The following is a 25,864-nucleotide window of genomic DNA, read 5'->3' on the forward strand; positions in this document are numbered from 1 at the left end:
TTCATTGAGGAGGCGCAATCGTGATGGCGAGAGACAGAGTATCCTGTCCGCGCTCTACAGTGATGGGGACGTTGCCGCCGCCCGCGAAATCCTTGGTGATCCGGTCAAGATCGCCAGGCCCAGTGACAGGTCGTCCGCCGATCGACGTGACCACGTCGCCGTCTTTCAGCCCGGCCGCGCGAAATGCGGCACCGGATCCTTGCGACCGGAGTGTCAGCCCGCTGATCCGACCCCCATCGATCCTAGGGATGAAGCCAATCTCGGTCCGCAATTGTGCAATGGGGATGCCGGCAGCATCGGACGACGCGCCGGCCGAAGTAGCGCCCGGCACGACCGGTGCTACCGCACCCGACTGATCGAGAAAGAGATCCTCGTCGACACCACCCCGATCGATTGTGACGTGATCGAACGCGACCGCCTTCAGACGAACGCCCGGCTGGATTTCATCGCCGATCGCAACGCTCTGCTGAACGCCGTCAGGACCGGCGATGATCGCCGAACTGCGACCCATCGCCTCGTCCATGCGCGTGCCGAACAGGGTGAGCTGGAGCGACGTTACCGTCGCCGGGGCTCCGGGCACACCGCCGAGACGGAAGAACGGATCGAAGCCGCGCAAGATGTCGGCGGGCGAGCCGACTACCATCGACGCGGCCGGGCGCCAGTCGCCGAGCGGCGTGATCGGCGTCACGATGGTCCAGGCCAGCCGCGCGCACTGGACCGCAAGCCCCGCGAGCAGCGCAAGCTCGACGACACTATAGACATTCACGACCGGCATACGCCGCAAGATACGGCGCGCCCTCGCGTCCAGCTTCAATCGCATGCGCGACCCACCCCAATTTCCCGCATCTCGCCGCGTAGGCATGCCATGTTACAATTCCGCGTCAATGGCTTGTACGTCAAACATACGAAATCTGATGCCGGCCATGCGCGTTACAGCTGGGGTAGCGCATTACGTCGCCGATGGGCAGAAGACCCAGATGTCCGATCCTCTTCCGTCCAGTGGCTGCGGCCTGCCCCCGAACCGGTCCTCACCCGACTGTCCGCGCCCGGCGTGCAACGCGTGCCGAGCGCAAAGCTCGATTTGTTCGTACGGCGCGACTTCCTGCCGCCCGAATTGTGCACGGCGTTGATCGAGCGGATCGATGCGGTGCGGCGTCCGTCGACAATCTCCGATTCGAACGGTGACGCGAGCTATCGGACGAGCGAGACGGGCGATCTGTCGGCGGACGATCCGGTCGTGATCGACGTCGAGGCTCGGATCGCGGCGCTGACCGGGCTCGACCCGGTGCACGGCGAGCCGTTGCAGGGACAGCGCTATGCGGTCGGACAGGAGTTCAAAGGGCACACCGACTATTTCGAGCCGAACGGCGTCGACTATCATCGTTATTGCGGGGTGGCGGGCAACCGCACGTGGACCGTTATGATCTATCTCAACCAGCCTGAGGCGGGCGGTGCGACGCGGTTCAAGGTGGTCGACAAGATCGTCCAGCCGGAGACGGGCAAGCTGCTTGCGTGGAACAACCGACGCGCGGACGGGAGCTTGAATGCGGCGACGCTGCATCATGGGATGAAGGTACGCGCGGGGGTCAAGTACGTGATCACCAAATGGTTTCGGGAGAAAGCTTGGGGGTGAGCGCTGAGGTCGGCGAGCCTCATGAACTCATACCACCCCGGCGAAGGCCGGGGCCCAATTGGGGGACGGCGATAATGAGGCACATCGCTCCATTACGTCCACCTTGCCAATTGGGCCCCGGCCTTCGCCGGGGTGGCAGCATGCAGAGGTATTTCGGCCCTTAGAACTGCACGCTCGCCCCCAGTGTGAACACCCGGCCGAGCTTGTAGCGGTTGATGTCGACTTCGGCGCCGTTCGAGAAAGTCTGGTACTCGCGGTACCCCGTCCCCGTCAGGTTGCGCGCTTCGAACTTCACCTCGATCTGCTTACCCGAGACGGCGATGCCCTGCCGCGCGACGACGTCGAAGCGGATGCCGGGTTTCTCGATCAGATCGGGCAGGCGAACGCCGCCACCGCCGCCGACCGGACCGCGGTTCGTCACGCGGTCGCTGGCGTAATTGAACAGCAACGTCAGCTGCGACAGGCTCGCCTTGTCTTCGATCCCGAGCTGCAGGTTGATGAGGTGATCCGATTGCCCGGTCAGCGCCGCGCCGTCCTGGAACAGCACGTTGGCGGGACGCAGGCTGGCGGTGGTGCCGTTGCTCTGAATCGGGCTGGCGATCAGTTCGTCGCCGACCTGCAGCTCGGAGTGCGTGTAGGTGTAGTTGGCGATCGCGACGAGACGACGGGTCGCGAAGAAATCGCCGCCGAGGCCGTCGAGCGGGACGTATTTCTGCAGCTCGACCTCTCCGCCGTACAGGTTTGCCCGCGGTGCGTTGGCGAAGCCGGTCTGGAGCGTGTCGCTGCCCGCCGGGAAGAACGCGACCGCCTCGATCGGGTTGTCGATGCGCTTATAGAAGCCCGCCAGGTTGAACTTCTGGTCGCGCGCGAAATACCATTCGTAGCGCAGCTCGCCGTTATATAGCTGCGAGTCGGTCAGGAACGGGTTGCCGAAGAACAGGCGATCGCTCTCGAAATCCTGATACAGCTGCGGCGCGAGCTCGCGGAACTGCGGCCGGGCCAGCGTCTTCGACATATGCCCGCGCAGCTGCATGTCCGACGCGAAGTTCCACGTCACCGTCACCGCAGGCAGCCAGTATGCGCGCGACAGATTAGTCTGCGCGAACGAGACGCCGGCACCGCCACCCGGCAGCACCGTCTCCAGCGCGTCCTCGTAACGAATGCCGACGTTGGCGCGCAGACCGTCGAGGATCTCGCCCTCGACCTGCGCATAGGCACCATGGACGCGCAGCGACGCGTCGTAGGTCGGCGCGCAGTTTGGCGCGACGCACGTGTTGGCGAGGCCGATGCCATAGGTCTGGAGGTTGAAGTCCGACAACAGATAGTCGGGGCGTTCCTGCGCGACCGCATCGTTCAGCGCGACGTTGCCCGCGGTCTGATAACGGAAGGTATAGCGGCTCGATGTGCGATCGGTGTCGCTATACGCATAGCCAACCGACAGCGCGAACGGGCGGTCGAACGGCACGTTCCAGGTGAGGTTCGCCTGACCCGACCAGAGCGTCTCGTCGAGTTCGCTGAACGCCACCGCCGCGCTCTGCAAGCCGCTGAGGTTATTGGTATAGTCACCGACATTTGCATTGTACTGATAGGTGAACTGGCGTTCGTAGGGCGAGTTGCGCTCGGTTTTCGCGTAGCTGCCGCGCGTATCGAGCGCGAAATCGCCAAACTTGAACTCGCCGACCAGCTGCGTGTCGATCAACTGGCGTTCGAACCAGCTCGTGTTCTGGACAATGAACGGCTGGATGCCGTCGACATCGCCGATGTTCGAGGTCGAGCCGGTGCTGAGGCGGCCCTGCTTCAGCGTGTCGTGGATGTAGAGGTTGGTCCAGCGGATCTTGTTCTCGCCGAACTCCGCGCCGAAGCCGAGCAGCCCGTTGATGATCGAGCGGTTGTCGGTCAGCACGGTGCGGAAATCGCGCGTGAGGATGCCGCCGACGTCGTCGGTCGACTGCTGGAGCGTGTCGCGCGTCCGCCACGTGTTGCTGATCCCCGCCGCGGCGATCACGCCGACGCGCGTGCTGCCGATATCGGCCGAGGTGCCGAAGCTCGTCTCGCCCGAGAGGTTGGCCGGGATCTGGTTGTTCTGCTGGAGCAAGGTCGTCTTGGCGTTAGACAATGCGGTGATCTGCGCGCCAGTCAGCGACGTGCCGTTCGCGCCCGCCGACTTGATAAAGCCGGGCACCTTGCGCTCGCCACTGTCGAAACCGGTCCAGTCGTGCTTGCCGCCGTCATAGACATAGCCGAGTTCGCTGGTCGTGACGGTGTCCGCGCCGACCGATCCGCCGAACTGGAAGAACGTCTTTTCGGGGACCGCCTTGGTCGTCAGATTGATGACGCCGCCGCCGAATTCGCCCGAATAATTGACCGAATAACTTTTCTGGACGACCGCCGAGGCGATCACGTTGGTCGGGAAGATGTCGAGCGGCACGACGCGGCGAAGCGGCTCCGGCGACGGCAGCGGCGAGCCGTTGAGCAGCGACGACGAATAGCGATCGCCGAGACCGCGGACATAGACGAGGCCGTTGCCGACCACCGACAGCCCGGTGACGCGCTGGAGCGCACCGGCGATATCGCCTTCGCCGGTCCGCGCGATATCCGCCGAGGACAGCACGTTGACGACGGCAGCGGTGGCGCGGACCGCGTTCGGGACGTTGCGGCCGACGACGACGATGTCCTCACCGGTGCCACTGCCGCCAGGCGTCGAAATCTCGACCTGCTCCTGCTGTTGTTCGGCCTGAGCAGCGGGGTCGGTGCGCTGTTCGACCGGCGTCCCTGCCTGCGGCGAGACGACGCTGCCGGCGGGAGCGCTTTGCGCGAACGACTGCGCCGGGACGAACGTCGTCGTCGCGAGCAGGACGGAGACGAGAACGGATGACTTCATGGCTGCCCCGGCAACAAGAGGAATTCGGTAGGTACAAGGCTGCGCGGCGGGCCCCCGCCCCCGCGCAGCCTCAGGCTTGGCGTGGGTGTCAGCTGGTCGGCAGCGCGGTGCAGGCGCTGCTCGTCGTCCCGAAGCTCGCGCGGTTCGAGTTGCAGGTCCAACCGCGATACCAGGTGTCGGTGCTGCCGTTGACCGCGCCGACATAGTTGGTGTTGACGAGGAACGACGTCCCGGTCGGGTTGAGCGTGGCGGCGTTGAACGCGGTGGTCGTGCTCGATGCGCCCGCGGGTAGGAAGGTGCCGGTGACGGCCGAGCCGACCGCGGCGCTATCGGTGTTGTTGGTACCGGCGCGGAAGAGCGCCTGCTGCTCCTCGACCGTTACGGTGATGCCGTTGACGGTGGTCGTCGCATACGGCGTCAGGCAGCTGAACACGACCGAGTTGAACACCGGCGGGCCCTTGTCCTGCAACGTCGTGTCGGCAGGACGGATGGTCGTCTTGCCGCCCGCATCGGCGCCGGCGATGACGTTGAGGCACGCGCTGTTCGGGTTGCTGACGATGCCGTTGACGAAGGTCGCATCGGCACCACCGCGCAGACGGATCGCCGCGTTGGTCGCGGTCGACGTCTCGATGAAGGTGAAGTTGGCGAGCGTGTAAGCCTGGCGCGGCAGCGCGTCTTCCGAGCCGTTCGAATCGATCTCGGTCGAGTAGTTGTCGGTCTGTGTGTTGACCGGCTTCTGGATCGCCAGCACGAACTGGACGAAGCCCTGCCAGCCGACATCGGTATCCAGGCCGTCATCATCCGAGCCGGTCAGCACTAGATAGCGCAGGTTGCTGCGACCGCCGAAAATCTCGATGCCGTCGTCCGAGCTGTTGTGGACCTGGATGTGATCGAGCGTGGTGCCCGAGCCGGTGCCGCCGAGCGTCAGGCCCTGAAGCTCGTTGTTCGGGCTGATGACGGTGCCCGAATAGCGGATCTGGACGTAGCGGATGCTGCCGCTGCTATCGGTCGGCGTCGCGCCGCCGTACAGCGCGGTGCTGGTGCCCTCGACGACGTTCTCGCAGGCCACGTTGCCACCGGGGACGGTATTGTTGCAGTTCGAGATCGGTGCACGACCGGCCAGGATGATGCCGCCCCATAGGCCCTGCGATTCGTCGGTGACGCCGCCGGTGATGTTCGCCTGCGCAGTGAAGATGATCGGCTGCGTCTCGGTGCCCTCGGCGATCAGCTTCGAGCCGCGGTTGACGACCATGTAGTCGTTATCCGCATTGGTCGTGTTGGCATAAACCAGCGAGCCGGCTGCGATCGTCAGCGTGGTGGCGATCCCGCCCGGTGCGCTGCCTGCGCCGCCGATGTCGACGCCGACGTCGACGCGGCCGTTGATCTCATAGGCGACGCCCGCGGCCTTTGGCAGGCTCAAGGCGGACGTGATCAGCGACGGCAGGCGGCACGAGCGGTAATTGCCGAGGACGCCGACATCGGTGGTGCCGGTCGGGCACGACGTCGCGGGCGTGCCTGCGGTCGGGGTAGGAGTCGGCGTGGGCGTCGGGCTCGGCGTCGGCGTACCCGGTACGACGATCACGCCTTCGCCCGGCGACGCGACGCTGTCCGCGCCATCGCAGGCCGAGAGGGCAAGGCAGGCAGTGCCGGCGAGCAGAACAAGACTCGTGCGCTTGAAGATGGTCATTCGAGAGACTCCCGGTCGATATCGTTGATCTGACGGATCGACTCAGGCTCCCCCTGCCGACCTCGATTAGGCGACTATGCGGAGCACGTGACGTTACGATGCGATTTGGATGACGCTTGCATGACGATGATGTGACGAATCGGTGACACCGTTTGCGCAGCGTGGGTTGAAACCTGCGCTTTCGAACACATCTCTTCCGATCCGGCGCGCGATGATTTACAGGCGCCGTCAGCGTCACTGCCCGCGCATTCCTGCGTCGGGGCGGTCAGACCGATATTACAGGATTATTCTACGACAATGGCCTCTTTCAAGGACCCCAGCTTCCAGGACCGCACGAGCAGCGCAGCCGCCGCCAAGCAGAAGGCGCTCGAAGCGCTGAAGGCCAAGCCGCCGATCGACGAGGCGGTCGTTGCCGAGCGCCTCGCCGCGCGTGAAGCCAAGGAACTGGCCGAGCGCGAGAAGCGCGCCGCCAAGCGTGCTGCCGAGGACGAAGCCAAGGCTGCGAAGAAGGCGGAGGCCGAAGCGGCTGCTGCCAAGAAGCGCGAGGCCGAGGCCAAGGTCGAGCTGACCGACGCCGAGAAGAAGGCGATTCGCGACGCGAAGTACGCCGCGCGGAAGAACAAGAAGAAGTAAGTCGCGTGCGCGGATCCGTCTCGGCGGATCCGCCCGCTACAGCGCGCGTCGTGCTATCGCGCTGAGTTTCGCCACCAGCGACGGATCGCGCACATCGCGCGGTAATGATCGCGGTGTCGAGACACGTGTCGATCGCCGAAGCCTCGCGCTCCATCGGCAGATTGCGCAGCAGCGCCATCACCATCGCGCGGGCCTTTGCCGCATTCGCGCCAAGTTGCGCCACGACCTGCGCGACGTCGACGCCCGCCTCGTCCTCGCGCCAGCAATCGTAATCCGTCACCATGCCGACCAGCGCGTAGGGAAGCTCCGCCTCGCGCGCGAGTTTCGCTTCGGGCATCGCGGTCATGCCGATCACGTCGCAGCCCCATTGCCGGTAGAGCCGGCTTTCCGCGCGGGTCGAGAATTGCGGGCCTTCCATCGCGAGATAGGTGCCGCGGTCGTCGACCTGCGCGCCGGCTTCTCGCGCTGCGTCGGCGGCATAGCGGGAGAGCCGCGGACAAACCGGATCCGCCATCGAAACATGCGCGACGAGGCCCGTGCCGAAGAAGCTCGACGGCCGCCCCTTGGTGCGATCGACGAACTGGTCGACGACAGTGAAGCTGCCGGGCGGGCGGGCCTCGACCAGCGAGCCTACCGACGATACTGCAAGAACGTCGGTGACCCCGAGCCGCTTCAGCGCGTCGATGTTTGCGCGCGCGTTGAGCGCCGAGGGGAAATGCGATGCCCTCGGCCGTGCCGCGGCAGGAACGCGACACCGACATGGCCGACGCGACCGGTATAGATCGCGTCCGACGGTTCGCCCCACGGCGTTTTGACCGTCTGCCAGCGGCCGTCCTCGATGCCGTCGACCGCGTACAGCCCCGACCCGCCGATGATGCCGATCGTCCAGCCGGTCACTCGGCGAGTGCCCGCGGCCGCGCGTAGACGAAGTAGATCCCTAGGCCGAGCAGGTTCCACAGCCCGAAATAGAGCTGCGTCTTCGAGGGAGGCTGAAGAAGAGGTACAGGCAGCCGAGGATACCGATTGTGCCGACCAGCGTCGCCGCCGGCGCGCGGAACGTCCGGATCGCATCGGGCGCACGGCGGCGCATCACGAGCATGCAGGCGCAGACCGCGACGAACGCGGCGAGCGTGCCGGCGTTGGCCAGCGCGGCGATCTCGGCGAGCGGCAACAGGCCGGCGATCACCGCGACGATCGCCGCGGTGATCCACGTGATGCGGACGGGGGCGCCGCGTTTCGACACCTTGGCGAGGCTCAACGGGAGCAGCCCGTCGCGCGCCATCGTGAAGAAGATCCGGCTCTGGCCGAACAGGAAGGCGAGCAGCACGGTCGGGAGCGCGATTACCGCGGAGGCGCCGAGGAACGTCGCAAACCCGGGCCGACCGATCTCGCGCAGGATCAGCGCGAGCGGCTCGGCGCTGCCGGCGAACCGGGTGTAGGACAGCGCGCCGACCGCGGCGACCGCCACCAGGATGTAGATCGCGATGCATGCAACCATCGACCCGACGATCCCGATCGCGAGATCGCGGCCGGGGTTCTTGGTCTCCTCCGCCGCGGTGGAAATCGCGTCGAAGCCGTAGAACGCGAAGAAGATGATCGCCGCCGCCGCCATCACGCCGCGCTCGGCACCGTCGGGCTGCACGGCCTTGGGGAAGCCGTAGGGCATGAACGGGTGTAAATTGGCGCTATTGAAATACTTCAGCGCGATGAACACGAACACGGTTAGCGCGATCATCTTAACAGCGACCAGCACCGCGTTCAGCGTCGCACTCTCGCGCGTGCCGAACGACAACACGCCAGCGACGACCGCGATGATGAAGATCGCGGGGACGTTGAGGATACCGCCTAGCTCGGGGCTGAGCGTCAGCGCCTCGGGGAAGCCGAACGCCCCGCGCAGCAACGGCGCGGCATAGCCCGACCAGCCGACCGCGACGGTCGACACGACGAGCGAGTATTCGAGGATCAGCGACCAGCCGATCACCCACGCGATCAGCTCGCCGAGCACCACATAGCTATAGGTGTACGCGCTGCCCGACGCCGGGATCATCGTTGCCATCTCGGCATAGGCGAGCGCCGCGCAGGCACAAATCCCGCCGGCGATGATAAACGAGAGGATCACGGCCGGCCCGGCAAGCCCTGCGCCAACGCCGATCAGCGTCAGGATGCCGGTGCCGACGATCCCGCCGACGCCCATCGCGACGAGATGCGGCCAAGACAAGGTCCGCGCGAGCTGATGCTCGGGCGGCTGCTCGGTGACGATTTTTCGGCGAAACAGACTGGCCACGGATATCCCCTCTTGTTGCGCGGGGAGTGGCACAGGACGAGACCACGGGGCAAGGCCAGCGGCCATCCACTTACCCGAGCGACAATATCCTCCCCAGCGGAGGCCGGGGTCCAGTTGGCAAGGTCATCGTGGCGATGCGCAGCGCTATGTCAGCAGCGTTTCCCAACTGGGCCCCGGCCTTCGCCGGGGTGGTAGAGAGGAGCCGAAATCCAACGGCAGTCCGCTCGTCCTTGTTCTCCCGCGAAGGCGGGAGCCCAGCCTGGGTCCCCGCCTTCGCGGGGAAACACGTTTCCTTACGGCAACTCTCAGACCGTGAAGCTCTCGCCGCACCCGCAGGCACCCTTGGCGTTCGGATTCTGGAACACGAACCCTGCGGTAAAATCGTCCTCGACCCAGTCCATCGTCGAGCCGATCAGGTACAGGATCGACCCGCCATCGACGAACAAGGTCCCCCCCGGCGTGTCGATGCGTTCATCAAACGGCTTAGCCTCGGTGACGTAATCCACCGAATAGGCCAGCCCCGAACACCCACGCTTGGGCGTCGACAGCTTCACCCCGATCGCATCCGCCGGAGCCCGCGCCATCAGGTCGGCGATCCGCGCATGCGCCGTCTCCGTGAGGTTCAGCGCCGCCGGCCGTGCTCGCAATGTCGTCGCCATGATCGTCCTTCCTTCCCCCCTCCCGCGTGCGGGAGGGGCCGGGGTGGGCTCCCGGCCAGCCACTCATAACCGTCGTTCGAGAGGTGAGCGCGTGCCCACCCCCTGCCCCCTCCCGCGAGCGGAAGCAGAAGTCAGAGCATCCCGAGCTCTAGCTTCGCCTCGTCCGACATCTTCTGCGGATCCCAGGGCGGATCCCAGACCAGGTTCACTTCCGCAAACCCGACCCCCGGCACCGACCCGACGCGCATCTCAACCTCTGCCGGCATCGACTCCGCGACAGGACAGTTCGGCGTGGTCAGCGTCATCGCCACCACCGCATGCCCGTCCTCGGTCACCTCGACCCCGTAGATCAGCCCCAGGTCATAGATGTTCACCGGGATCTCGGGGTCGTAGATTTCCTTCAGCGCCTCGATGATCGCATCGTACACAGCGCCGCCGGGCTCGACCGGCGAGTCCACCTGCGGCTTCTGCGCCAGGAACCCGGCGAGATAATCGCGCTTCCGTTCCGCGTCGGAGTCCGTCTCCATCACGACGCGTGCCTTGGGCGGCGATGCGACGGCATCCACTTCCTCGATCTCGAACCGATCGCTCATTTGAAGATCCTCGTTACTCGCTCGATACCGCGCACCAGCGCTTCGACGTCCGCCGGCCCGTTATATACGCCGAAGCTCGCACGTGCCGTCGCCTCGACACCCAGCGCCTCCATCAGCGGCTGCGCGCAGTGATGGCCGGCGCGGATCGCGACGCGCTCCTCGTCCAATATGGTGCCGATGTCGTGCGGATGAACCCCCTCGATCGTGAAGCTCACGATCCCCGCCGAGTCCGCCGGGCCGTACAGCCGCACCGAATTGATCCCCGACAGCGCCTCACGCGTGGCGGTCACCAGCGCCGTCTCGTGCGCATGGATAGCACAAAGGCCGATGCTCTCGACATAGTCGATCGCCGCATGCAGCCCGAGCGCGCCAACGATATGCGGCGTCCCCGCCTCGAACCGGCCCGGCGGCGGCGCGTAAGTGGTCTTGGCGAACGACACCTTGTCGATCATCGACCCGCCGCCCTGGTACGGCGGCATCGCGTCGAGCAATTCCGGCTTCGCCCACAGCACGCCGATCCCGGTCGGACCGTACAGCTTGTGCCCGGAGAACACGTAAAAATCACAGCCGATCGCCCTCACGTCGACCGCAATCCGCGGCACCGACTGACACCCATCGAGCAGGATCTTCGCGCCGACCGAATGCGCGATCTCGGTAGCGCGCTTCGCGTCGAGCACCGAGCCGAGCACGTTCGAGACATGCCCGAGCGCGACCAGCTTGTGCGCGGGCGTGATCATCCGCTCCATCGCGTCGAGATCGATGCGGTGGTCGGGGGTGAGCGGGATAACGTCGATTGCCGCCCCGACGCGCTCGGCGACCATCTGCCACGGCACGATGTTCGAATGATGCTCGAGCATGGAGAGCAGGATGCGATCGCCCGCCTTCAACTGCTCGCCTGCCCAGCACTGTGCGACGAGGTTGATCCCTTCGGTCGCGCCGCGCACGAACACGATCTCGTCGGGTGACCCCGCACCGATGAACCGCGCCACGGCCTTACGTGCCACTTCATAGGCGATCGTCATGTCCGCCGAACGCTGGTACACGCCGCGATGCACCGTCGCGTAGGTCTCGCCATACGCGCGCGTAATCGCATCGACCACGACCTGCGGCTTCTGCGCAGTCGCAGCGGTATCGAGATACGCCCAGCCATCGGGGATCGCCGGGAAATCCGACAGGCGATCCAACGCCTCCCCTCCCGCTTGCGGGAGGGGTCGAGGAGGGCCTGGTCGAGAACGATACTCATGATGAAGCCCCTCCCCCAACCCCTCCCGCAGGCGGAAGCGGAGCAGAAAGCGCCCGCTCCAGCCACGCATCGGCGTCCGCCACGAACGCCTCGCGCACCGTCTCGTCCGTGATCTGCACGAACGCATCGCCTACAAACGCGCGCGTGAGCAGCGCCTGCGCCTTCGCATGCGGGATGCCGCGGCTCTGCATGTAGAACAGCGCGCGCTGGTCGAGTTCGCCGACCGTCGCGCCGTGTGCGCACTTCACGTCGTCCGCGAAAATCTCCAGCTCGGGCTTCAGATTCACCGTCGCGGTGCGCTGCAACAGCAACCCGCGCAACGACTGCACGCCGTCGGTCTTCTGCGCATCGCGCGCCACCTCGACCCGCGCCGCAAGGCTCGCCGTCGACTTGTCGGCCGCGACCGCACGCCAGATCTGCTTGCTCTGCCCGTTCAGCGCCGCATGCCGCACCGACACCGCGCACTCCTGCCGCTGGTCGTTCCGTGTCAGCAACGCGCCGCCATATTCGGCAAACGCATCGTCACCCGTCACGGTGATCGCACCATCGATCCGCGTCCCAGCATCGCCCGCGCCGAGGACCGTCACGATCAGGCTCGCCTCGGCGCCGACCTCGACCTCCTCGCGCAACGACACGAAGCCATCGGACTGAAGCAACCGCACCGCGCGCGTCAGCTTCGCACCTTTGCCAAGCATCATCTGCGTCGACCGGTTCGACCACCCAGCCCCGACATACGTCTCGACCACCGACGCGCTCGCGCCATTGGCGAGAACGATCTCCGCTGGAAGCTGGTTGTCGCCGCCCGTCGCGATGTGGACGATCTGGATCAGTTCGGCCGTCGCATCCGCGTCGACGCGCAAGGACCAGCCCAGACCGGTCGTCCGCCGCCCAAGCGCATGCGATCCGCCGTCGATCGGAACGATCGCGACGTGCCGCAGATCGCTGCGCCCCTCGTCGAGCACGCCATCGACGAACACCGCCCGCGCACCCGGCAAGTCGAGAAACCACTCGCCAGCATCCAGCGCAATGCCGCGCGGCAATTCGGCCGCCGCCGCGATCGCTGCCGGATCACCCCAGCGCCAGGATTCCTCGCGCGTCGAAGGAAGTCCGATCCTGAAATCCTCCCCGCCACGGGGAGGGGGACCGCGACGCTTAGCGGTGGGGTGGAGGGGGCTTCCACAGACGTGACGTCCAGCGGAGAACCCCCTCCACCAGCTTCGCTGGTCCCCCTCCCCGTGCCGGGGAGGATTTGCGACAGAACGCTCATGCGGCGATCCCCACATAGCCTTCGCTCTCGAGTTGTTGCGCCAGTTCCTTGCCGCCCGAGCGGACGATCTTGCCGTCCGCCAGGACGTGGACGAAGTCCGGCTCCACGTAATCCAGCAACCGCTGGTAGTGCGTGATCAGCAGCACCGCCTTGTCGGGTGCGCGCATGATGCGGTTGATGCCGTCGCCGACGACGCGCAACGCATCGATGTCGAGGCCCGAATCGGTCTCGTCGAGGATCGCGAACTTCGGGTTGACGATGCCCATCTGGACCATCTCGTTGCGCTTCTTCTCGCCGCCCGAAAAGCCGACGTTCACCGGCCGCTTGAGCATGTCGTAATCCATGCCAAGCAGATCCGCCTGCCCGCGCGCAAGCTTCAGAAATTCACCGCCCGACAGCGGCTTCTCGTCCCGCGTCGCACGCTGGGCGTTAAGCGCCTCGCGAAGGAACTGGACGTTCGACACGCCGGGGATCTCTACCGGATACTGGAAGCCGAGGAACACGCCCGCCGCAGCGCGCTCGTGCGCCTCGAGTTCGAGCAGGTCGACGCCGTCGAACGTCACCGAGCCCGCGGTGACCTCATAACCGGGCCGCCCGCCGAGCACATAGCCCAGCGTCGACTTGCCCGCCCCGTTCGGCCCCATGATCGCGTGCACCTCGCCCGCGTTCACGGTGAGCGACAGGCCCTTGAGAATTTCCTTGCCGTCGATCTCGGCGTGGAGGTTTTCAATTTTCAGCATTTACGTCTTCTTCTATGATTTCTAGCTGCTTCAGATCACCACCGTAACGGCGATAAACGGCGTTTAATTCCTCGAGATCCTGCGCCGTTACAGCGCTTCGGTCTATTGTCAGAAAGACCCGCCGCCCCTGCCCCCGAATATCGCGAATGCTCGCTATATTACCCAGCCAATCGAAGTGTGCTCTCTCATCGCCCCGAGACCAGTACGTGGTGCCTTCAAAGAAGAACGGGCTATCCAACGGACCCCTCCAACGAGATCCCCAGCAGCTTCTGCGCTTCCACCGCGAACTCCATCGGCAGCTGCTGCAAAACCTCCCGCGCAAAGCCATTCACGATCAGCGCCACCGCCGCCTCCTGATCCAGCCCGCGCGACATCGCGTAGAACAGCTGGTCCTCGGAGATCTTCGACGTCGTCGCCTCGTGCTCGATCTGCGCCGACGGGTTGCGGACCTCGATATACGGCACGGTATGCGCGCCGCACTGGTCGCCGAGCAGCAGGCTGTCGCACTGCGTGAAGTTCCGCACGCCCTCCGCGGTCGGCGCGACGCGCACCAGTCCGCGATACGTGTTGTCCGAACGCCCGGCCGAAATCCCCTTCGACACGATCGTGGATCGCGTGTTCTTGCCGAGGTGGATCATCTTCGTGCCGGTATCGGCCTGCTGGCGATTGTTCGTCACCGCGACCGAATAGAACTCGCCGACCGAGCCATCGCCGAGCAGCACGCACGATGGGTATTTCCACGTGATCGCGCTGCCGGTCTCGACCTGAGTCCAGCTGACCTTCGAGTTCTTGCCCTGGCACAGCGCACGCTTGGTGACGAAGTTGTAGATCCCGCCGACGCCGTTCTCGTCGCCCGGATACCAGTTCTGCACGGTCGAATACTTGATCTCGGCATCGTCGAGCACGACGAGTTCAACCACCGCCGCGTGCAGCTGGTTCTCGTCGCGCATCGGCGCGGTGCAGCCCTCGAGATACGAAACGTAACTGCCCTTGTCCGCGACGATCAGCGTGCGCTCGAACTGCCCGGTATTCTCGGCGTTGATGCGGAAGTACGTCGACAGCTCCATCGGGCAGCGCACGCCCTCCGGGATGTAGACGAACGTGCCATCGGAGAAGACCGCCGAGTTCAGCGTCGCGAAATAGTTATCGCGCTGCGGCACGACCTTCCCGAGCCATTTCCGGACGAGATCGGGATATTCCTTGATCGCCTCGGAGATCGAGCGGAAGATCACGCCTGCAGCCGCGAGCTCCTTGCGGAACGTGGTCGCGACCGAGACGCTGTCGAACACCGCATCCACCGCGACGCGACGCTTGGGCGTGCCGTCCTCGTTCAGCGGATCCTCGACCACGCCCGCCAGCATCTTCTGCTCGCCGATCGGAATGCCGAGCTTCTCGTAGACGCGCAGGATCTCCGGATCGACCTCGTCGAGCGACCCGAGCTTCGGCTTCGCCTTGGGCTCCGCGTAATAGTACGCGTCCTGGTAATCGATCGGGGGCACGTTGAGCTTCGACCAGTCTGGCGCTTCCATCGTCTGCCACAACGCGAACGCCTTCAGCCGCCAGTCGAGCATCCACTGCGGCTCGCCCTTCTTGGCGGAAATGAAGCGCACCGTGTCTTCCGACAGACCTTTAGGCGCGAATTCCTGTTCGATGTCCGAGGAGAAGCCCCACTCGTACGTCTTGTTCGCGGCGGCGTATGCCTCTGCGTTCCGGGTAGCCATTATCTGTCCTCGGCCGCAAAGCGGCTCTCTAAAATCTCCGCGTCTCCGCGTCTCCGCGTGAACAAAATTGATTCACGCGGAGACGCGGAGACGCGGAGGAAGGGGTAAAGCGCTGCGTGCAATGTGTTCTTCATGCGGGCACCTGCAAAACAGGGGTTTGCGAAAGGCTGGCGAGCGACACGCCGGCAAGCGCACCGCGGACCGCGCCGTTGACGGCGTTCCAGTGCGGCTTGACCTTGCAGGTCTGCTCGACGCAGCAATCCTGCGATGCGCCATCGACGCACGAGGTCAGCGCGATCGGTCCCTCGACCGCCTCGATGATGTCGGCGAGCGAGATCATCGCGGGCGGTCGCGACAGGCGAAAACCGCCGCCCGTGCCGCGCGTGCTTTCGATCAGTCCCGCGGCGGACAGCCGGCTCACCAGCTTCTGCACGGTCGGCAGCGGCACGCCGGTCTCTTCCGCGAGCAGCGTCGCGTTCAGCCGAGCGATACCGCCGCAATGACGCGCTGCGGCGCTCATCATCACGACCGCATAGTCGGCTAGGCTGGAAAGACGCATGGTGGCTTAGGAGTCCAATCGGACCGATATGATCCGATTGGTCAAATGGGCTTTGTGCACTGCATCGTCAACCCGCGGAGCCGTGCTAACGACTCGCAACTGGAGGCCGTTTTTCTTGCCGCTCATGCCCCGATTCGGCCCGCCCCCTACAACCCGTCACCCCAGCGAAAGCTGGGGTCTCCTGGTTTGGGTCTGGCGCCTCGAACGGGGAGACCCCAGCTTTCGCTGGGGTGACGGAGGATGTGGGGTGACGGAAGAAGGGTTTGGCCACCCCAGCCGATATGCTTAAGAGCGCGCATGGCCTTCTACCACCCGATCCTTTTCCGCCTCGACGCCGAGCGCGCGCATACCCTCACCATCGCCGCGCTCGGCGCATGGGGGAAGGCCGGCGCGCCGCTCGCCCCCAGCGTACCGCGGCTCGCGACGACCGTGGCGGGGATCGCCTTTCCCAACCCGGTCGGTCTCGCGGCAGGTGTCGATAAGGACGGGCGTGCGATCGACGGGTTCTTCGGGCTGGGCTTTGGCAGCGTCGAGATCGGTACGCTGACGCCCGTACCGCAACCCGGCAACCCCAAGCCGCGCATCTTTCGTCTCCCCGAAGATCGCGCAATCATCAACCGCCTGGGCTTCAACAATGGTGGTCTCGATGCGGCGCTTGTCCGAGTATGTTCACCCGCAAAGGCGGGTGCCCAGTCTGGGTCCCCGCCTTTGCGGGGAAACAGGGTTCTCGGAATCAACGTCGGCGCCAACAAGAACGCGAACGATCGCACCGCCGACTATGTCCACGGCGTCACCCGCGCCGCCGCCCACGCCGACTACATCACCATAAACATCAGCTCCCCCAACACGCCGGGGCTCCGCGACCTCCAGCACGGTGCAGCCCTGCGCGACCTGCTCGCCGCCTGCACCGCCGCCAAGGGCACCACACCGATCTTCCTAAAGGTCGCCCCCGACCTCGAACCCGCCGACATCGACGACATCGCCCGAGCCGCGATCGACAACCGGATCGACGCACTGATCGTCAACAACACGACGATCTCCCGCCCCAGCCTGCGCTCCGCCAACGCGAAGGAAACCGGCGGCCTCTCCGGCGCGCCGCTAGCCCCCTAGCCCGCCAACGCCTGTCGGATTTCCGCAAGGCCACGGGCGCGGCGATCCCGCTGATCTCGGTCGGCGGCGTAGATAGCGGCGCCGAAGCCTATGCCCGCCTCCGCGCCGGGGCGAGCCTCGTCCAGCTCTACACCGCATTGGTCTACGAAGGCCCCGGCCTAACCGCCCGCATCCTCCGCGAACTGGACGCGCTGTTGAAGCGCGACGGCTTCGCGACGATCGCAGATGCGGTGGGCGTCGACGCTCGCTGACCTTCCCATCCCGTTATCACACTCGTCACCCCATCCGTCCGCACCTGCCCCCTCCCGTCATCCCAGCGAAAGCCGGGATATCCCCGTGGGTCTCCTGCAGCCCGCCTAACCGGGATACCCCAGCTTTCGCTGGGGTGACGGACTTGGGAAGGGGAACAGAATCCAGCCTAGCCGCTTGCCTCATATCCGAACCGCGCTAGGCTCGCCGCCGATGAAGACCTCCCTCCTAACGCTCGCCCTCCTTATCCCCGCTGTCACCGAGGCTCGCCAGCCTGCCCAGGCCAAAGACCAAGGCATGGTCAGCGCCGCCGACCCGCGCGCCGCCGCCGCTGGCGTCGAAACTCTCCGCGCCGGCGGCAGCGCCACCGACGCCGCGATCGCCACCATGCTCGCGCTCAATGTCGTCGAGCCGCAAAGCTCGGGCATCGGCGGCGGCAGCTTCTGGATCTCCCATGCGGCCGGCGGCGCACTCAGCACGATCGACGCGCGCGAAGAGGCGCCCGCCGCCGCCGACGCACGCTGGTTCTACGCCCCCGACGGCACGCCGCTGAGCCACAGCGACGCAGTCCCCGGCGGACGCAGCGTTGGCATCCCCGGCGCACTCCGCGGCATGGCGCTCGCGCACCGCGCCTCGGGCAAGCTCCCCTGGGCGCAACTGTTCGCCCCCGCGATCCGGCTCGCGACAAACGGTTTCCAGGCCTCACCCCGCCTCGTCAACGGGATGAAGGCGTATGGCGACCACATCACGCCCGAGACAAGGAAACTCTTTTCCGCCCCCGACGGCTCGCCGGTCGCGATCGGTGCCACGATCAAGAATCCGGAGCAGGCCGCGCTCCTCCAGCGCATCGCCACGCGCGGTCCGGACAGCTTCTACGTCGGCCCCGAGGCGCAGAAGATCGTCACCGCAGTCAACACCGCCGCGCGCAATCCGTCGAAGATGACGCTCGGCGACCTCGCCAGCTACGACGCCAAGTCGCGCCCGCCGGTCTGCGTCAAATACCGCGTCTACCGCGTCTGCGGGATGGGCCCGCCCTCGTCCGGCGGCATCACCGTGCTGATGATCCTGAAGCAACTCGAACGCTTCGACATGGGCAAACTCGGCAAGGACAGCGCGCAAGCCTGGCACCTGTTCGCCGAGTCCTCGCGCCTCGCCTATGCCGACCGCGACCTCTACGTCGGCGATCCCGATTTCGTCCGCGTACCGGTGCAGGGCATGCTTGACGCCAAGTATCTCGCGTCGCGCTCCGCATTGATCTCGTCGGTGAAGACGATGGCGACCGTCACCGCCGGCTCGCCCCCGGCGCCCCCGCGCGCACCCGCGCACCGGACAGCGAAGTCCCCGGCACCACCGACATCGCGACGGTCGACGCCCGCGGCAACGTCGTCGAGGTCACCACCACCGTAGAGGGCTATTTCGGCTCCGGCATCACCGTCGACGGTACGGTCCTCAACAACCAGCTCACCGACTTCGATATCGTCCCCGAGAAGAACGGCGCGCTGGTCGCCAACCGTGTCGAGGGCGGCAAGCGACCGCGCAGTTCGATGTCGCCGACCATCGTCTACGGCCCCGACGGGAAGGTCCGCCTCGCGGTCGGCGCAGCGGGCGGCTCGACGATCATCGCACAGGTGGCGAAGGCGATCATCGGCGTGGTCGACTGGAAGCTGTCCGCGCAGGACTCGATCGCGCTCGGCCTGCTCTACGCCCCCGGCCACGTCGCCGCCGCCGAAAAGGGCACCGAGCGCGAAGCGATGGTCCCCGCATTGCAGGCGCTTGGCGAGACCGTCCAGATCGCCGCGCTCGGCCTGAAAGCGAACGCGATCGAGCGCGTAGGCGGCAAATGGGTCGGTGCGGCCGACCCGCGCAGCGAGGGCGTCGCGATGAGCCAGGACGGCACCGTTACCCGGATTGAACGCGTCGGTGTCCTTCAGCGCGCGCCAGAATGACGCTGGGCGGGCACTCGCAGGCCCGCCTGAGCATCACATTGGGGTGACGGAGCGCGATACCGCGCGCTAAGAGCAGCCCATGACCATTCTTCTGACCGGCTCCAGTCGCGGTATCGGCGCGGCTATTCACACGGCGCTGACCGATGCGGGGGCCTCCGTTATTGGGCATGGGACCGCTAGCGGCATCCCGGCCGACTTCAGCGATCCTGCGGGGCCGACTGCGTTGTGGAACGCGGCGCTGGAGCAGGCTGGCGGCGCGATCGACGTCTTGATCAACAATGCGGGGGTGTTCGAGGCGGCACCGCTCGCCGATGACGACTGGACCGCGCAGTGGGAGCGGACGATGCGGATCAACCTGACCGCGTCGGCCGAGCTGTGCCGGCTGGCGGTGCTGCACTGGCAGGCTCGGGGTGTCGGCGGGCGGATCGTCAATATCGCCAGTCGGGCGGCGTATCGCGGGGATCTCGCCGGCGCATTGGCATTATGCCGCGTCGAAGGCGGGAATGGTGGCGATGACCAAGACGATTGCCCGGGGATATGCTCGGGAGGGCATCCTTGCATTCGCGGTGTGCCCGGGGTTCACGATGACCGGGATGGCGGAGGACTATCTGTCGAGCCGGGGCGGCGATGCGTTGCTGGCGGACATTCCGCTTGGGCGGGTCGCGGCACCTGAAGAGATCGCGGCGGCGGCGAAGTTTCTGGCGTTGGAAGCGCCGGCTTCGATGACGGGGTCGGTGATCGACGTGAACGGGGCGAGCTATGTCCGATAGTTGGAAACTCACCCTGCCCTGCACGCGGGCGGAGGCGGAGGCGATCGATGCGAGCGACGATCTGACGATCGACGGCGTGTTGATGACGACCGAGGAGATCGAGGACGACGTCGAGTCGTGGCGGCTCGATGCGTATTTCGAGCATGAGCCGGCGGCGGATACGGTCGCGGCGGTGCGGGCGCTGGTGCCGAGTGCGGCGGGGGCCGAGATCGCGGTCGAGCGGTTGGGCGATGCGGACTGGGTGACGATGAGCCAGGCCGGGCTCGAGCCTCTGTCGGTTGGGCGGTTCTTTGTGCATACCGGCGCGCATACCGGCGCGGTGCCGGCGGACAAGCGGGCGTTCCTGATCGAGGCTAGTCGGGCGTTCGGGACGGGGCATCACGAGACGACCAGCGGGTGTCTGGCGATGCTCGATGGGTTGGCCGATGCCGACTTTGCGAACGTGATCGATATTGGGACTGGGACGGGGTTGCTGGCGTTTGCGGCGGCGCATCTTTGGCCTGAGGCCAGGGTGATGGGGACGGATATCGATCCGGTCTCGATCGATGTTACGGCGGAGAATGCGGCGCTTAATGGGGTCGAGGGGATCGATCTGGTGATTGCGGACGGTACGCTGGACGATGCGATCGTGGTTCGGGCGCCTTATGATCTGGTGATCGCGAATATTCTGGCGGGGCCGCTGGTGTCTATGGCGCCGGAGATCGCTTCGATTTCGGATGTGGGGGCGACGATCGTGCTGGCGGGATTGCTGGAGACGCAGCGGGCTGGCGTCGTCGCGGCGTATGAGGCTTGCGGGTGTTCGCTTGAGGCGGTCGACCGGCGGGGGGATTGGAGTGTGCTTCGGTTGCGCGCCGGGGCGGTGAGGTTTGTGGCGGAGGGGCCGTTCGATCCCAAGGGGCGTGATGGGTGGGCGCTGGATTTTGAGGTAGCGCAGGCCTTCCCTCGAGAAGGTTGTTCCCCCGCGAAGGCGGGGGTCCAGTCTGGGCCCCCGCCTTCGCGGGGGAACAATCTTTGGGGCGGCGCTTACCTCACTTCCGGCACCACCCCGGCGGAGGCCGGGGCCCAATTGGAATGGCGGTGCGGTTCTATTTCCGAGGTTCGCCCAATTGGGCCCCGGCCTTCGCCGGGGTGGTGCTTCTGGTTTATGCGCTGAGTTTCGCGTTCGCGTAGTCCTGCGTACCCTCGGTTATCACCACATCCCCCGGCTCGATCCGCGCGACCGGGATATCCGGGAGTGCCTTCAGCTCTTCGTACAGCGGAGCGAAATCGGTCTCGACCGTCAACCGCAGCAACTCCTCGAAGCTCGGAATGACGAAATAGTTCTGCTGGAAATCGTCGATCCGGTATTCGGTGCGCATTACGCGGGCGAGATCGAGCGCGATCCGGTTGGGGCTCGGATCGTCGAGCGCGAACCGCGTTTCCGCGTAGCTGGAGACGATCCCCGAGCCGTAGATGCGCAGGCCTTCGGGTTCGGCGATCAGGCCGAACTCGACCGTGTACCAGTAGAGTCTTCCTAGATACTTCAGCGCGTCCAAACCGAGCGCCCGCTGGCCGCCGCGGCCGTAGGCGGCGAGGTAGTCGGCGAAGACCGGGTCGGCGAGCATCGGGACGTGGCCGAACACGTCGTGGAAGACGTCGGGTTCCTGGAGGTAGTCGAGCTGGTCGGGGCGGCGGATGAAGTTGCCCGCCACGAACCGGCGGTTGGCCATGTGGTCGAAGAACACGTCGTCGGGGACGAGGCCGGGGACCGCGACGACCGACCAGCCGGTAAGCTTCGTCAGGCGCTCGGACAGCTCCTCGAAATCGGGGATGCCGGGTTTCGACAGCTTCAGGACATCGAGCCCGCGCAGCCAGGCGTTCGACGCGCGGCCGGGGAGCAGCTTCGACTGGCGCGCGAAGAGCGTGTCCCAGGTCGCGTGATCCTCCGCGGTGTAATCCGCCCAGTTCTGCGGGATCGTCCAGTCGGGCGCGCCTTCGGGCGGGGTGCTCAGTACGTGTGTGTCATTGGCCATGCGGCTGGTCTAGCATGACGGAATGAAGACGGAAACGCGTTGGGTTACATGGATTTTACGGGCGGTCGCGGCGGTGTTCGGGGTGGTTGCGAGCTATGCGGTGGCGGGACTGGTCGGCGGGTCGATCCCCAGCAACCGCGACTGGCGAGCGCCGGCCGAGGGCGTGCATATCTTCGTCGAGAGCAACGGCGTGCATACCGGGATCATCGTGCCGAAGGTCGCGGCGGGAGTGGATTGGCGCGGGGTGGCTCGGGCGGAGGATCTGCGTGATCCGCGGTATGGCGCGTTCGATCATGTGGCGTTCGGGTGGGGGAGAAGACCTTTTACTTGGAGACGCCGACCTGGGCTGACGTGAAGTTGCGAACCGTGGTCGGCGCGGCGTTCGGCAGCACGCGGACGTTGATGCATGTCGATCATCTGCCGAGGCCGCGTGCGGGGGATGGGGCTCGGGAGATCGTGGTGACGCCGGCGCAGTATCGGCGGCTGGCGGCGTATATCCGGGCGAGCTTTCGCGATGGGGGTGCGCGGTATCGGGGGTATGCTGGATATGACGCGTTTTATGAGGCTAACGGGCGGTATAGCGCGGTGCGGACGTGTAATGCTTGGACGGGGGATGCGCTGCGGTTTGCGGGGGTTCGGGTTGGGCGGTGGACGCCGTTTCCGGTTACTGTGATGGGGTGGTTTTGAGCCAAGCTTGTTCTCCCGCGAAGGCGGGAGTCCAGACTGGGCTCCCGCCTTCGCGGGAGAACAAGGAAGTCAGGGAACATTGGCTTGGGGCACCACCCCGGCGGAGGCCGGGGCCCAGTTGGGGGACGTTGCTGACTGAGCGCAGCGCTACGTTACTTCTGTTTCCCAACTGGGCCCCGGCCTTCGCCGGGGTGGTAGAAGGAGGTCAGTTCCCGGCGCGGTAGCCTTGGTACTGTCCGCATTCCGAACGCTGCGGGTCCTTGTTGCAGCGCTTCGCCAGTTCCTTGCGCTGCTTGCCCTCTTCGGCTTCCTGCTTGCGCATCTTCTTGCCGTAGTTGCGGTCCGATTCTTCCTGGCTGGTCGTGGTCCAGTCGACCGCCTTGCCGGCAGCCTGGAACGGTGCCTTCACGATCGACGTTGCGGTGCTGATGCAGCCACTTACGAGGAACGGCAGCACCGCGAGTACGGGAAGAACCTTACGCATTTACTTTACTCCTGCACGCGCGGTTCCCCGGGCTCGGTCGCGCGCTTGGGCCCCGTATAGCGGAAAGTCGGTGAAGAAACCGTCGATACCTTGTGCAAGGCCGGCGTCGATCTCCGCGGCGATGTCGCCGTGGACTGCGGGATCGGTGCCGCGGCGGAAGCGGGTCGGTTGGAAGTAGTTTTCGGCGCGGTAGGTCCAGGGGTGGACTCGCAGGCCGGCGGTGTGCGCGTCGGCGACCAGCGTGGTGGGGGTCGCGTCGGTCCAGAGCATGCTCTTGTTCGGGCCGATGCCGTAGGCGTAGGCGGCGACCGCCTTGAGGCCTTCGGGCGTGATCATCGCCTTGTAGCTCGGCTGGGCGCCATCGGCGGGACCGCCCTCGCCGTCCATGAGCTGGATCAGGCGGACTTTCGTCATCTTGTGGAGGCGCTGGAGGTTGGCGACCTCGAACGACTGGATGAAGACCGGCGCCTTCGCCGAGTCCCAGCCGGCCTCGCGCAGTTCGGCGACCAGTTTCGCGTCGGTCGGATGGCCGATCTTCGCGAAATAGGTCGGGTGCTTGGTCTCGGGATAGATGCCGATCGTCCGGCCCGTCTCGGCCGTGCGGCGCTTGGCGAGCGCGATGATCTCAGCGAGCGTCGGGATTGCGAATTGGCCGTCATAGGCGGTGTTCGCGGGGCGCAGCTTGGGCAGGCGTTCCTTCGCACGCAGCGTCTTCAGTTCGGCGAGCGTGAAATCCTCGACGAACCAGCCGGTCATCGTCTGGCCGTCGATCGTCTTGGTGGTTTTCCGGCTGGCGAACTCGGGATGGTCGGCGACGTTGGTCGTCTCGGCGATGTCGTTCTCGTGGCGCGCGACGAGCACGTCGTCCTTGGTCGGCACCAGATCGGGCTCGATGAAGTCGGCGCCCTGGTCGATCGCGAGCGAATAGGCCGCCAGCGTATGCTCGGGCCGCAGACCGCTCGCGCCACGGTGCGCGATGACGATTGGGGGCGACAATCGGGGAGAAGCTGGCGTCATCGCAGCAGCTTGCCCGCTCAGCGCTATGAACGCCAGCGTACCAACACGTGAGAGCTTGTCGCAATAGGAAACGATCGGTCGCATCGGCGTTAAGTCCTCGAAATCCGCACATTCCCGGCACATTCAACCAGGGGCATCCCCATGCATTTCACGATCAATGGTCAATCATATGACGCCGAGCCCGATATTCGCACGTCGGTGCTCGACCTGTGCCGCGAGCATCTCGGGCTGACGGGGTCGAAGAAGGGCTGCGATCATGGCCAGTGCGGCGCGTGCACGGTGCTGATCAACGGGCGCCGCGTCAATTCCTGCCTGACGCTCGCGGTGATGCACCAGGACGACGAGATCACGACGATCGAGGGTATCGGCCAGCCGGGCAACCTGCACGCGCTGCAGGACGCGTTCGTACGGCATGACGGGTATCAGTGTGGGTATTGCACGCCGGGGCAGATCTGTTCGGCGGTCGGCATGCTCGACGAGGTCAAGAAGGGCTGGGCCAGCCATGCGTCGGGCGACCTGACCGATCCGAAGTTCGACGATGCCGAGATTTCCGAGCGGATGAGCGGCAATCTGTGCCGCTGCGCCGCGTACCCGAACATCGTCGATGCGATCCGCGAAGTCGGTGGTGCCGAGCCCGCCGGCCGGACCGCGGACGAGAAGGATGCCGCGATGGAAGCAAACGCGCGTGGGGAGCTGGTGGCATGAAGACCTTCACCTACGAGAAGGCCGCGACGCCCGAGGCTGCGGTCAAGGATATCGATACGAGCGGCGCCAAGTTCATCGCGGGCGGCACCAACCTGCTCGACCTGATGAAGTTGCAGGTCGAGACGCCGGACAAGCTGGTCGACATCTCGCGGCTCGATCTCGCGAAGATCGAGGAGCGCGAGGATGGCGGGCTGACGATCGGCGCGCTGGTGCCGAACAGCGATCTCGCTGCCGATCGCCGCGTCGTCGCCAAGTACGAGGTGCTGAGCCGTGCGTTGCTCGCCGGTGCCTCGGGGCAGTTGCGGAACAAGGCATCGACCGGGGGCAATCTGCTCCAGCGGACGCGGTGCTATTATTTCTATGACACCGCAGCGGCGTGCAACAAGCGCGAGCCGGGTAGCGGCTGTTCGGCGATCGGCGGGTTCAACCGCATCCTCGCTGTGCTGGGGACGAGCGAGCACTGCATCGCGACGCACCCGAGCGACATGGCGGTGGCGATGCGTGCGCTCGACGCGACGATCGTGACGCTGAAGGCGGATGGCGACCGTCGGCGGATCTCGATCCACGACTTCTATCGTCTGCCGGGCGATACGCCGCAGATCGAGAACGCGCTCGAAGCGGGTGAACTGATCACGCACATCGAGCTTCCGGCACCGGTCAAGGGCAAGCAGGAATACCGCAAGGTGCGCGATCGTGCGTCCTATGCGTTCGCGCTCGTCTCGGTGGCGGCGATCGTCGACGTGCAGGACGGCGTGATCGCGTCGGCCTCGCTCGCGTTCGGCGGGCTCGGGCCGATGCCGTGGCGCAATCCGGCGGTCGAGGCGGCGCTGGTCGGCAAGGCGCCGTCCGATGCCGTGTTCGAGGCTGCGGCGACGGCGCTGCTGGCCGACGCCAAGGGCTATGGCTCGAACGACTTCAAGATCCCCCTCGCCCGTCGCACGCTGATCGCGACGCTGCGCAACGTCACGGGAGCATAAACATGTT

Annotated in this window: 18 protein-coding genes and 7 pseudogenes; 9 read left to right on the top strand and 16 right to left on the bottom strand. The window is 65.8% G+C overall.

Translation table 11 applies throughout. The features are described 5' to 3' along the window. Position 1: 1 nt before the first annotated feature. Complete coding sequence (locus QP181_RS07940; protein WP_443027583.1) at positions 2-775, bottom strand: type II secretion system protein N; 774 nt, start codon at positions 773-775, stop codon at positions 2-4. A 228-nt stretch (positions 776-1,003) separates the two neighbouring features. Between QP181_RS07940 and QP181_RS07945 the strand changes: the two genes are divergently transcribed. Beyond that, complete coding sequence (locus QP181_RS07945; RefSeq protein WP_333929591.1) at positions 1,004-1,633, top strand: prolyl hydroxylase family protein; 630 nt, start codon at positions 1,004-1,006, stop codon at positions 1,631-1,633. A gap of 160 nt (positions 1,634-1,793) precedes the next feature. Here the strand turns inward: QP181_RS07945 and QP181_RS07950 are convergent, their stop codons facing one another. Both QP181_RS07950 and QP181_RS07955 read right to left on the bottom strand, forming a co-directional pair. Continuing rightward, positions 1,794-4,514 carry a TonB-dependent receptor domain-containing protein gene (locus tag QP181_RS07950; protein WP_333928192.1) on the bottom strand — a complete coding sequence of 907 codons (2,721 nt, stop codon included), beginning with the start codon at positions 4,512-4,514 and terminating at the stop codon, positions 1,794-1,796. A gap of 88 nt (positions 4,515-4,602) precedes the next feature. Beyond that, positions 4,603-6,201: a beta-helix domain-containing protein gene (locus QP181_RS07955; RefSeq protein WP_333928193.1), complete on the bottom strand. Its 1,599-nt coding sequence runs from the start codon at positions 6,199-6,201 to the stop codon at positions 4,603-4,605. 297 nt (positions 6,202-6,498) lie between these two features. Between QP181_RS07955 and QP181_RS07960 the strand changes: the two genes are divergently transcribed. Beyond that, the gene (locus tag QP181_RS07960; protein WP_132740214.1) at positions 6,499-6,834 is read left to right on the top strand and encodes a DUF6481 family protein; all 336 of its coding nucleotides are present in this window, start codon (positions 6,499-6,501) and stop codon (positions 6,832-6,834) included. A gap of 36 nt (positions 6,835-6,870) precedes the next feature. On the opposite strand, the pseudogene mtnP reads toward QP181_RS07960, so the two are convergent. The 10 genes and pseudogenes from mtnP to QP181_RS08010 all read right to left on the bottom strand — a co-directional run bounded on the left by mtnP (position 6,871) and on the right by QP181_RS08010 (position 15,900). Next, positions 6,871-7,731, bottom strand: a pseudogene (gene mtnP, locus QP181_RS07965) (S-methyl-5'-thioadenosine phosphorylase). Next, positions 7,728-9,118: pseudogene (locus QP181_RS07970) on the bottom strand (amino acid permease). Before QP181_RS07970 ends, mtnP begins: the two co-directional pseudogenes overlap by 4 nt. A 305-nt stretch (positions 9,119-9,423) precedes the next feature. Then, entirely contained in the window at positions 9,424-9,777 is a 354-nt protein-coding gene (locus tag QP181_RS07975; protein ID WP_107962784.1) for a HesB/IscA family protein, read from the bottom strand. A 131-nt stretch (positions 9,778-9,908) separates the two neighbouring features. After that, positions 9,909-10,370, bottom strand: coding sequence for an SUF system Fe-S cluster assembly protein (locus QP181_RS07980; RefSeq protein WP_333928195.1), 462 nt, complete (start codon positions 10,368-10,370; stop codon positions 9,909-9,911). Beyond that, positions 10,367-11,554 (bottom strand): cysteine desulfurase, encoded by a 1,188-nt coding sequence (locus tag QP181_RS07985; RefSeq protein ID WP_333928196.1) that lies wholly within the window; start codon positions 11,552-11,554, stop codon positions 10,367-10,369. Before QP181_RS07985 ends, QP181_RS07980 begins: the two co-directional genes overlap by 4 nt. 55 nt (positions 11,555-11,609) lie before the next feature. Further along, positions 11,610-12,653, bottom strand: a complete 1,044-nt coding sequence (locus tag QP181_RS07990) for a SufD family Fe-S cluster assembly protein (RefSeq protein WP_333928197.1) — start codon at positions 12,651-12,653, stop codon at positions 11,610-11,612. 223 nt (positions 12,654-12,876) lie between these two features. Then, positions 12,877-13,620: a Fe-S cluster assembly ATPase SufC gene (gene sufC, locus QP181_RS07995; RefSeq protein WP_248521220.1), complete on the bottom strand. Its 744-nt coding sequence runs from the start codon at positions 13,618-13,620 to the stop codon at positions 12,877-12,879. After that, positions 13,607-13,858, bottom strand: coding sequence for a hypothetical protein (locus tag QP181_RS08000; protein ID WP_333928198.1), 252 nt, complete (start codon positions 13,856-13,858; stop codon positions 13,607-13,609). The genes sufC and QP181_RS08000 overlap by 14 nt, the downstream gene beginning before the upstream one ends. Beyond that, the gene (gene sufB, locus QP181_RS08005) at positions 13,851-15,341 is read right to left on the bottom strand and encodes a Fe-S cluster assembly protein SufB (RefSeq protein WP_333928199.1); all 1,491 of its coding nucleotides are present in this window, start codon (positions 15,339-15,341) and stop codon (positions 13,851-13,853) included. The genes QP181_RS08000 and sufB overlap by 8 nt, the downstream gene beginning before the upstream one ends. Before the next feature lie 130 nt (positions 15,342-15,471). Then, the gene (locus QP181_RS08010; RefSeq protein WP_056057656.1) at positions 15,472-15,900 is read right to left on the bottom strand and encodes an SUF system Fe-S cluster assembly regulator; all 429 of its coding nucleotides are present in this window, start codon (positions 15,898-15,900) and stop codon (positions 15,472-15,474) included. Between the two features lie 297 nt (positions 15,901-16,197). On the opposite strand from QP181_RS08010, the pseudogene QP181_RS08015 reads away from it, so the two are divergent. The 4 pseudogenes from QP181_RS08015 to QP181_RS08035 form a co-directional block, all read left to right on the top strand. Next, positions 16,198-17,261: pseudogene (locus QP181_RS08015) on the top strand (quinone-dependent dihydroorotate dehydrogenase). A gap of 211 nt (positions 17,262-17,472) precedes the next feature. Further along, positions 17,473-19,205, top strand: a pseudogene (ggt, locus tag QP181_RS08020) (gamma-glutamyltransferase). 79 nt (positions 19,206-19,284) lie between these two features. Continuing rightward, a pseudogene (locus QP181_RS08030) lies at positions 19,285-19,975 on the top strand (SDR family NAD(P)-dependent oxidoreductase). Continuing rightward, positions 19,965-20,894, top strand: a pseudogene (locus tag QP181_RS08035) (50S ribosomal protein L11 methyltransferase); the annotation flags it as partial. The pseudogenes QP181_RS08030 and QP181_RS08035, both read left to right, overlap by 11 nt. A 223-nt stretch (positions 20,895-21,117) precedes the next feature. Here the strand turns inward: QP181_RS08035 and phhA are convergent. Further along, complete coding sequence (gene phhA / locus QP181_RS08040) at positions 21,118-21,987, bottom strand: phenylalanine 4-monooxygenase (RefSeq protein ID WP_333928201.1); 870 nt, start codon at positions 21,985-21,987, stop codon at positions 21,118-21,120. Between the two features lie 22 nt (positions 21,988-22,009). Between phhA and QP181_RS08045 the strand changes: the two are divergent. Next, positions 22,010-22,674: pseudogene (locus tag QP181_RS08045) on the top strand (TIGR02117 family protein). A gap of 205 nt (positions 22,675-22,879) precedes the next feature. Here QP181_RS08045 and QP181_RS08050 read toward each other — a convergent pair. Both QP181_RS08050 and QP181_RS08055 read right to left on the bottom strand, forming a co-directional pair. Beyond that, positions 22,880-23,158, bottom strand: coding sequence for a hypothetical protein (locus QP181_RS08050; protein WP_333928202.1), 279 nt, complete (start codon positions 23,156-23,158; stop codon positions 22,880-22,882). Then, positions 23,159-24,175 carry a glycerophosphodiester phosphodiesterase gene (locus QP181_RS08055; protein WP_333929593.1) on the bottom strand — a complete coding sequence of 339 codons (1,017 nt, stop codon included), beginning with the start codon at positions 24,173-24,175 and terminating at the stop codon, positions 23,159-23,161. 141 nt (positions 24,176-24,316) lie between these two features. On the opposite strand from QP181_RS08055, the gene QP181_RS08060 reads away from it, so the two are divergent. Together QP181_RS08060 and QP181_RS08065 are read left to right on the top strand one after the other, a co-directional pair. Then, positions 24,317-24,880, top strand: coding sequence for a 2Fe-2S iron-sulfur cluster-binding protein (locus QP181_RS08060; RefSeq protein ID WP_082441359.1), 564 nt, complete (start codon positions 24,317-24,319; stop codon positions 24,878-24,880). Continuing rightward, positions 24,877-25,857: an FAD binding domain-containing protein gene (locus QP181_RS08065; protein WP_060524000.1), complete on the top strand. Its 981-nt coding sequence runs from the start codon at positions 24,877-24,879 to the stop codon at positions 25,855-25,857. The genes QP181_RS08060 and QP181_RS08065 overlap by 4 nt, the downstream gene beginning before the upstream one ends. Positions 25,858-25,864 lie beyond the last annotated feature (7 nt).

It is taken from the genome of Sphingomonas sp. LR55 (assembly GCF_036856015.1).
Lineage (GTDB): Bacteria > Pseudomonadota > Alphaproteobacteria > Sphingomonadales > Sphingomonadaceae > Sphingomonas.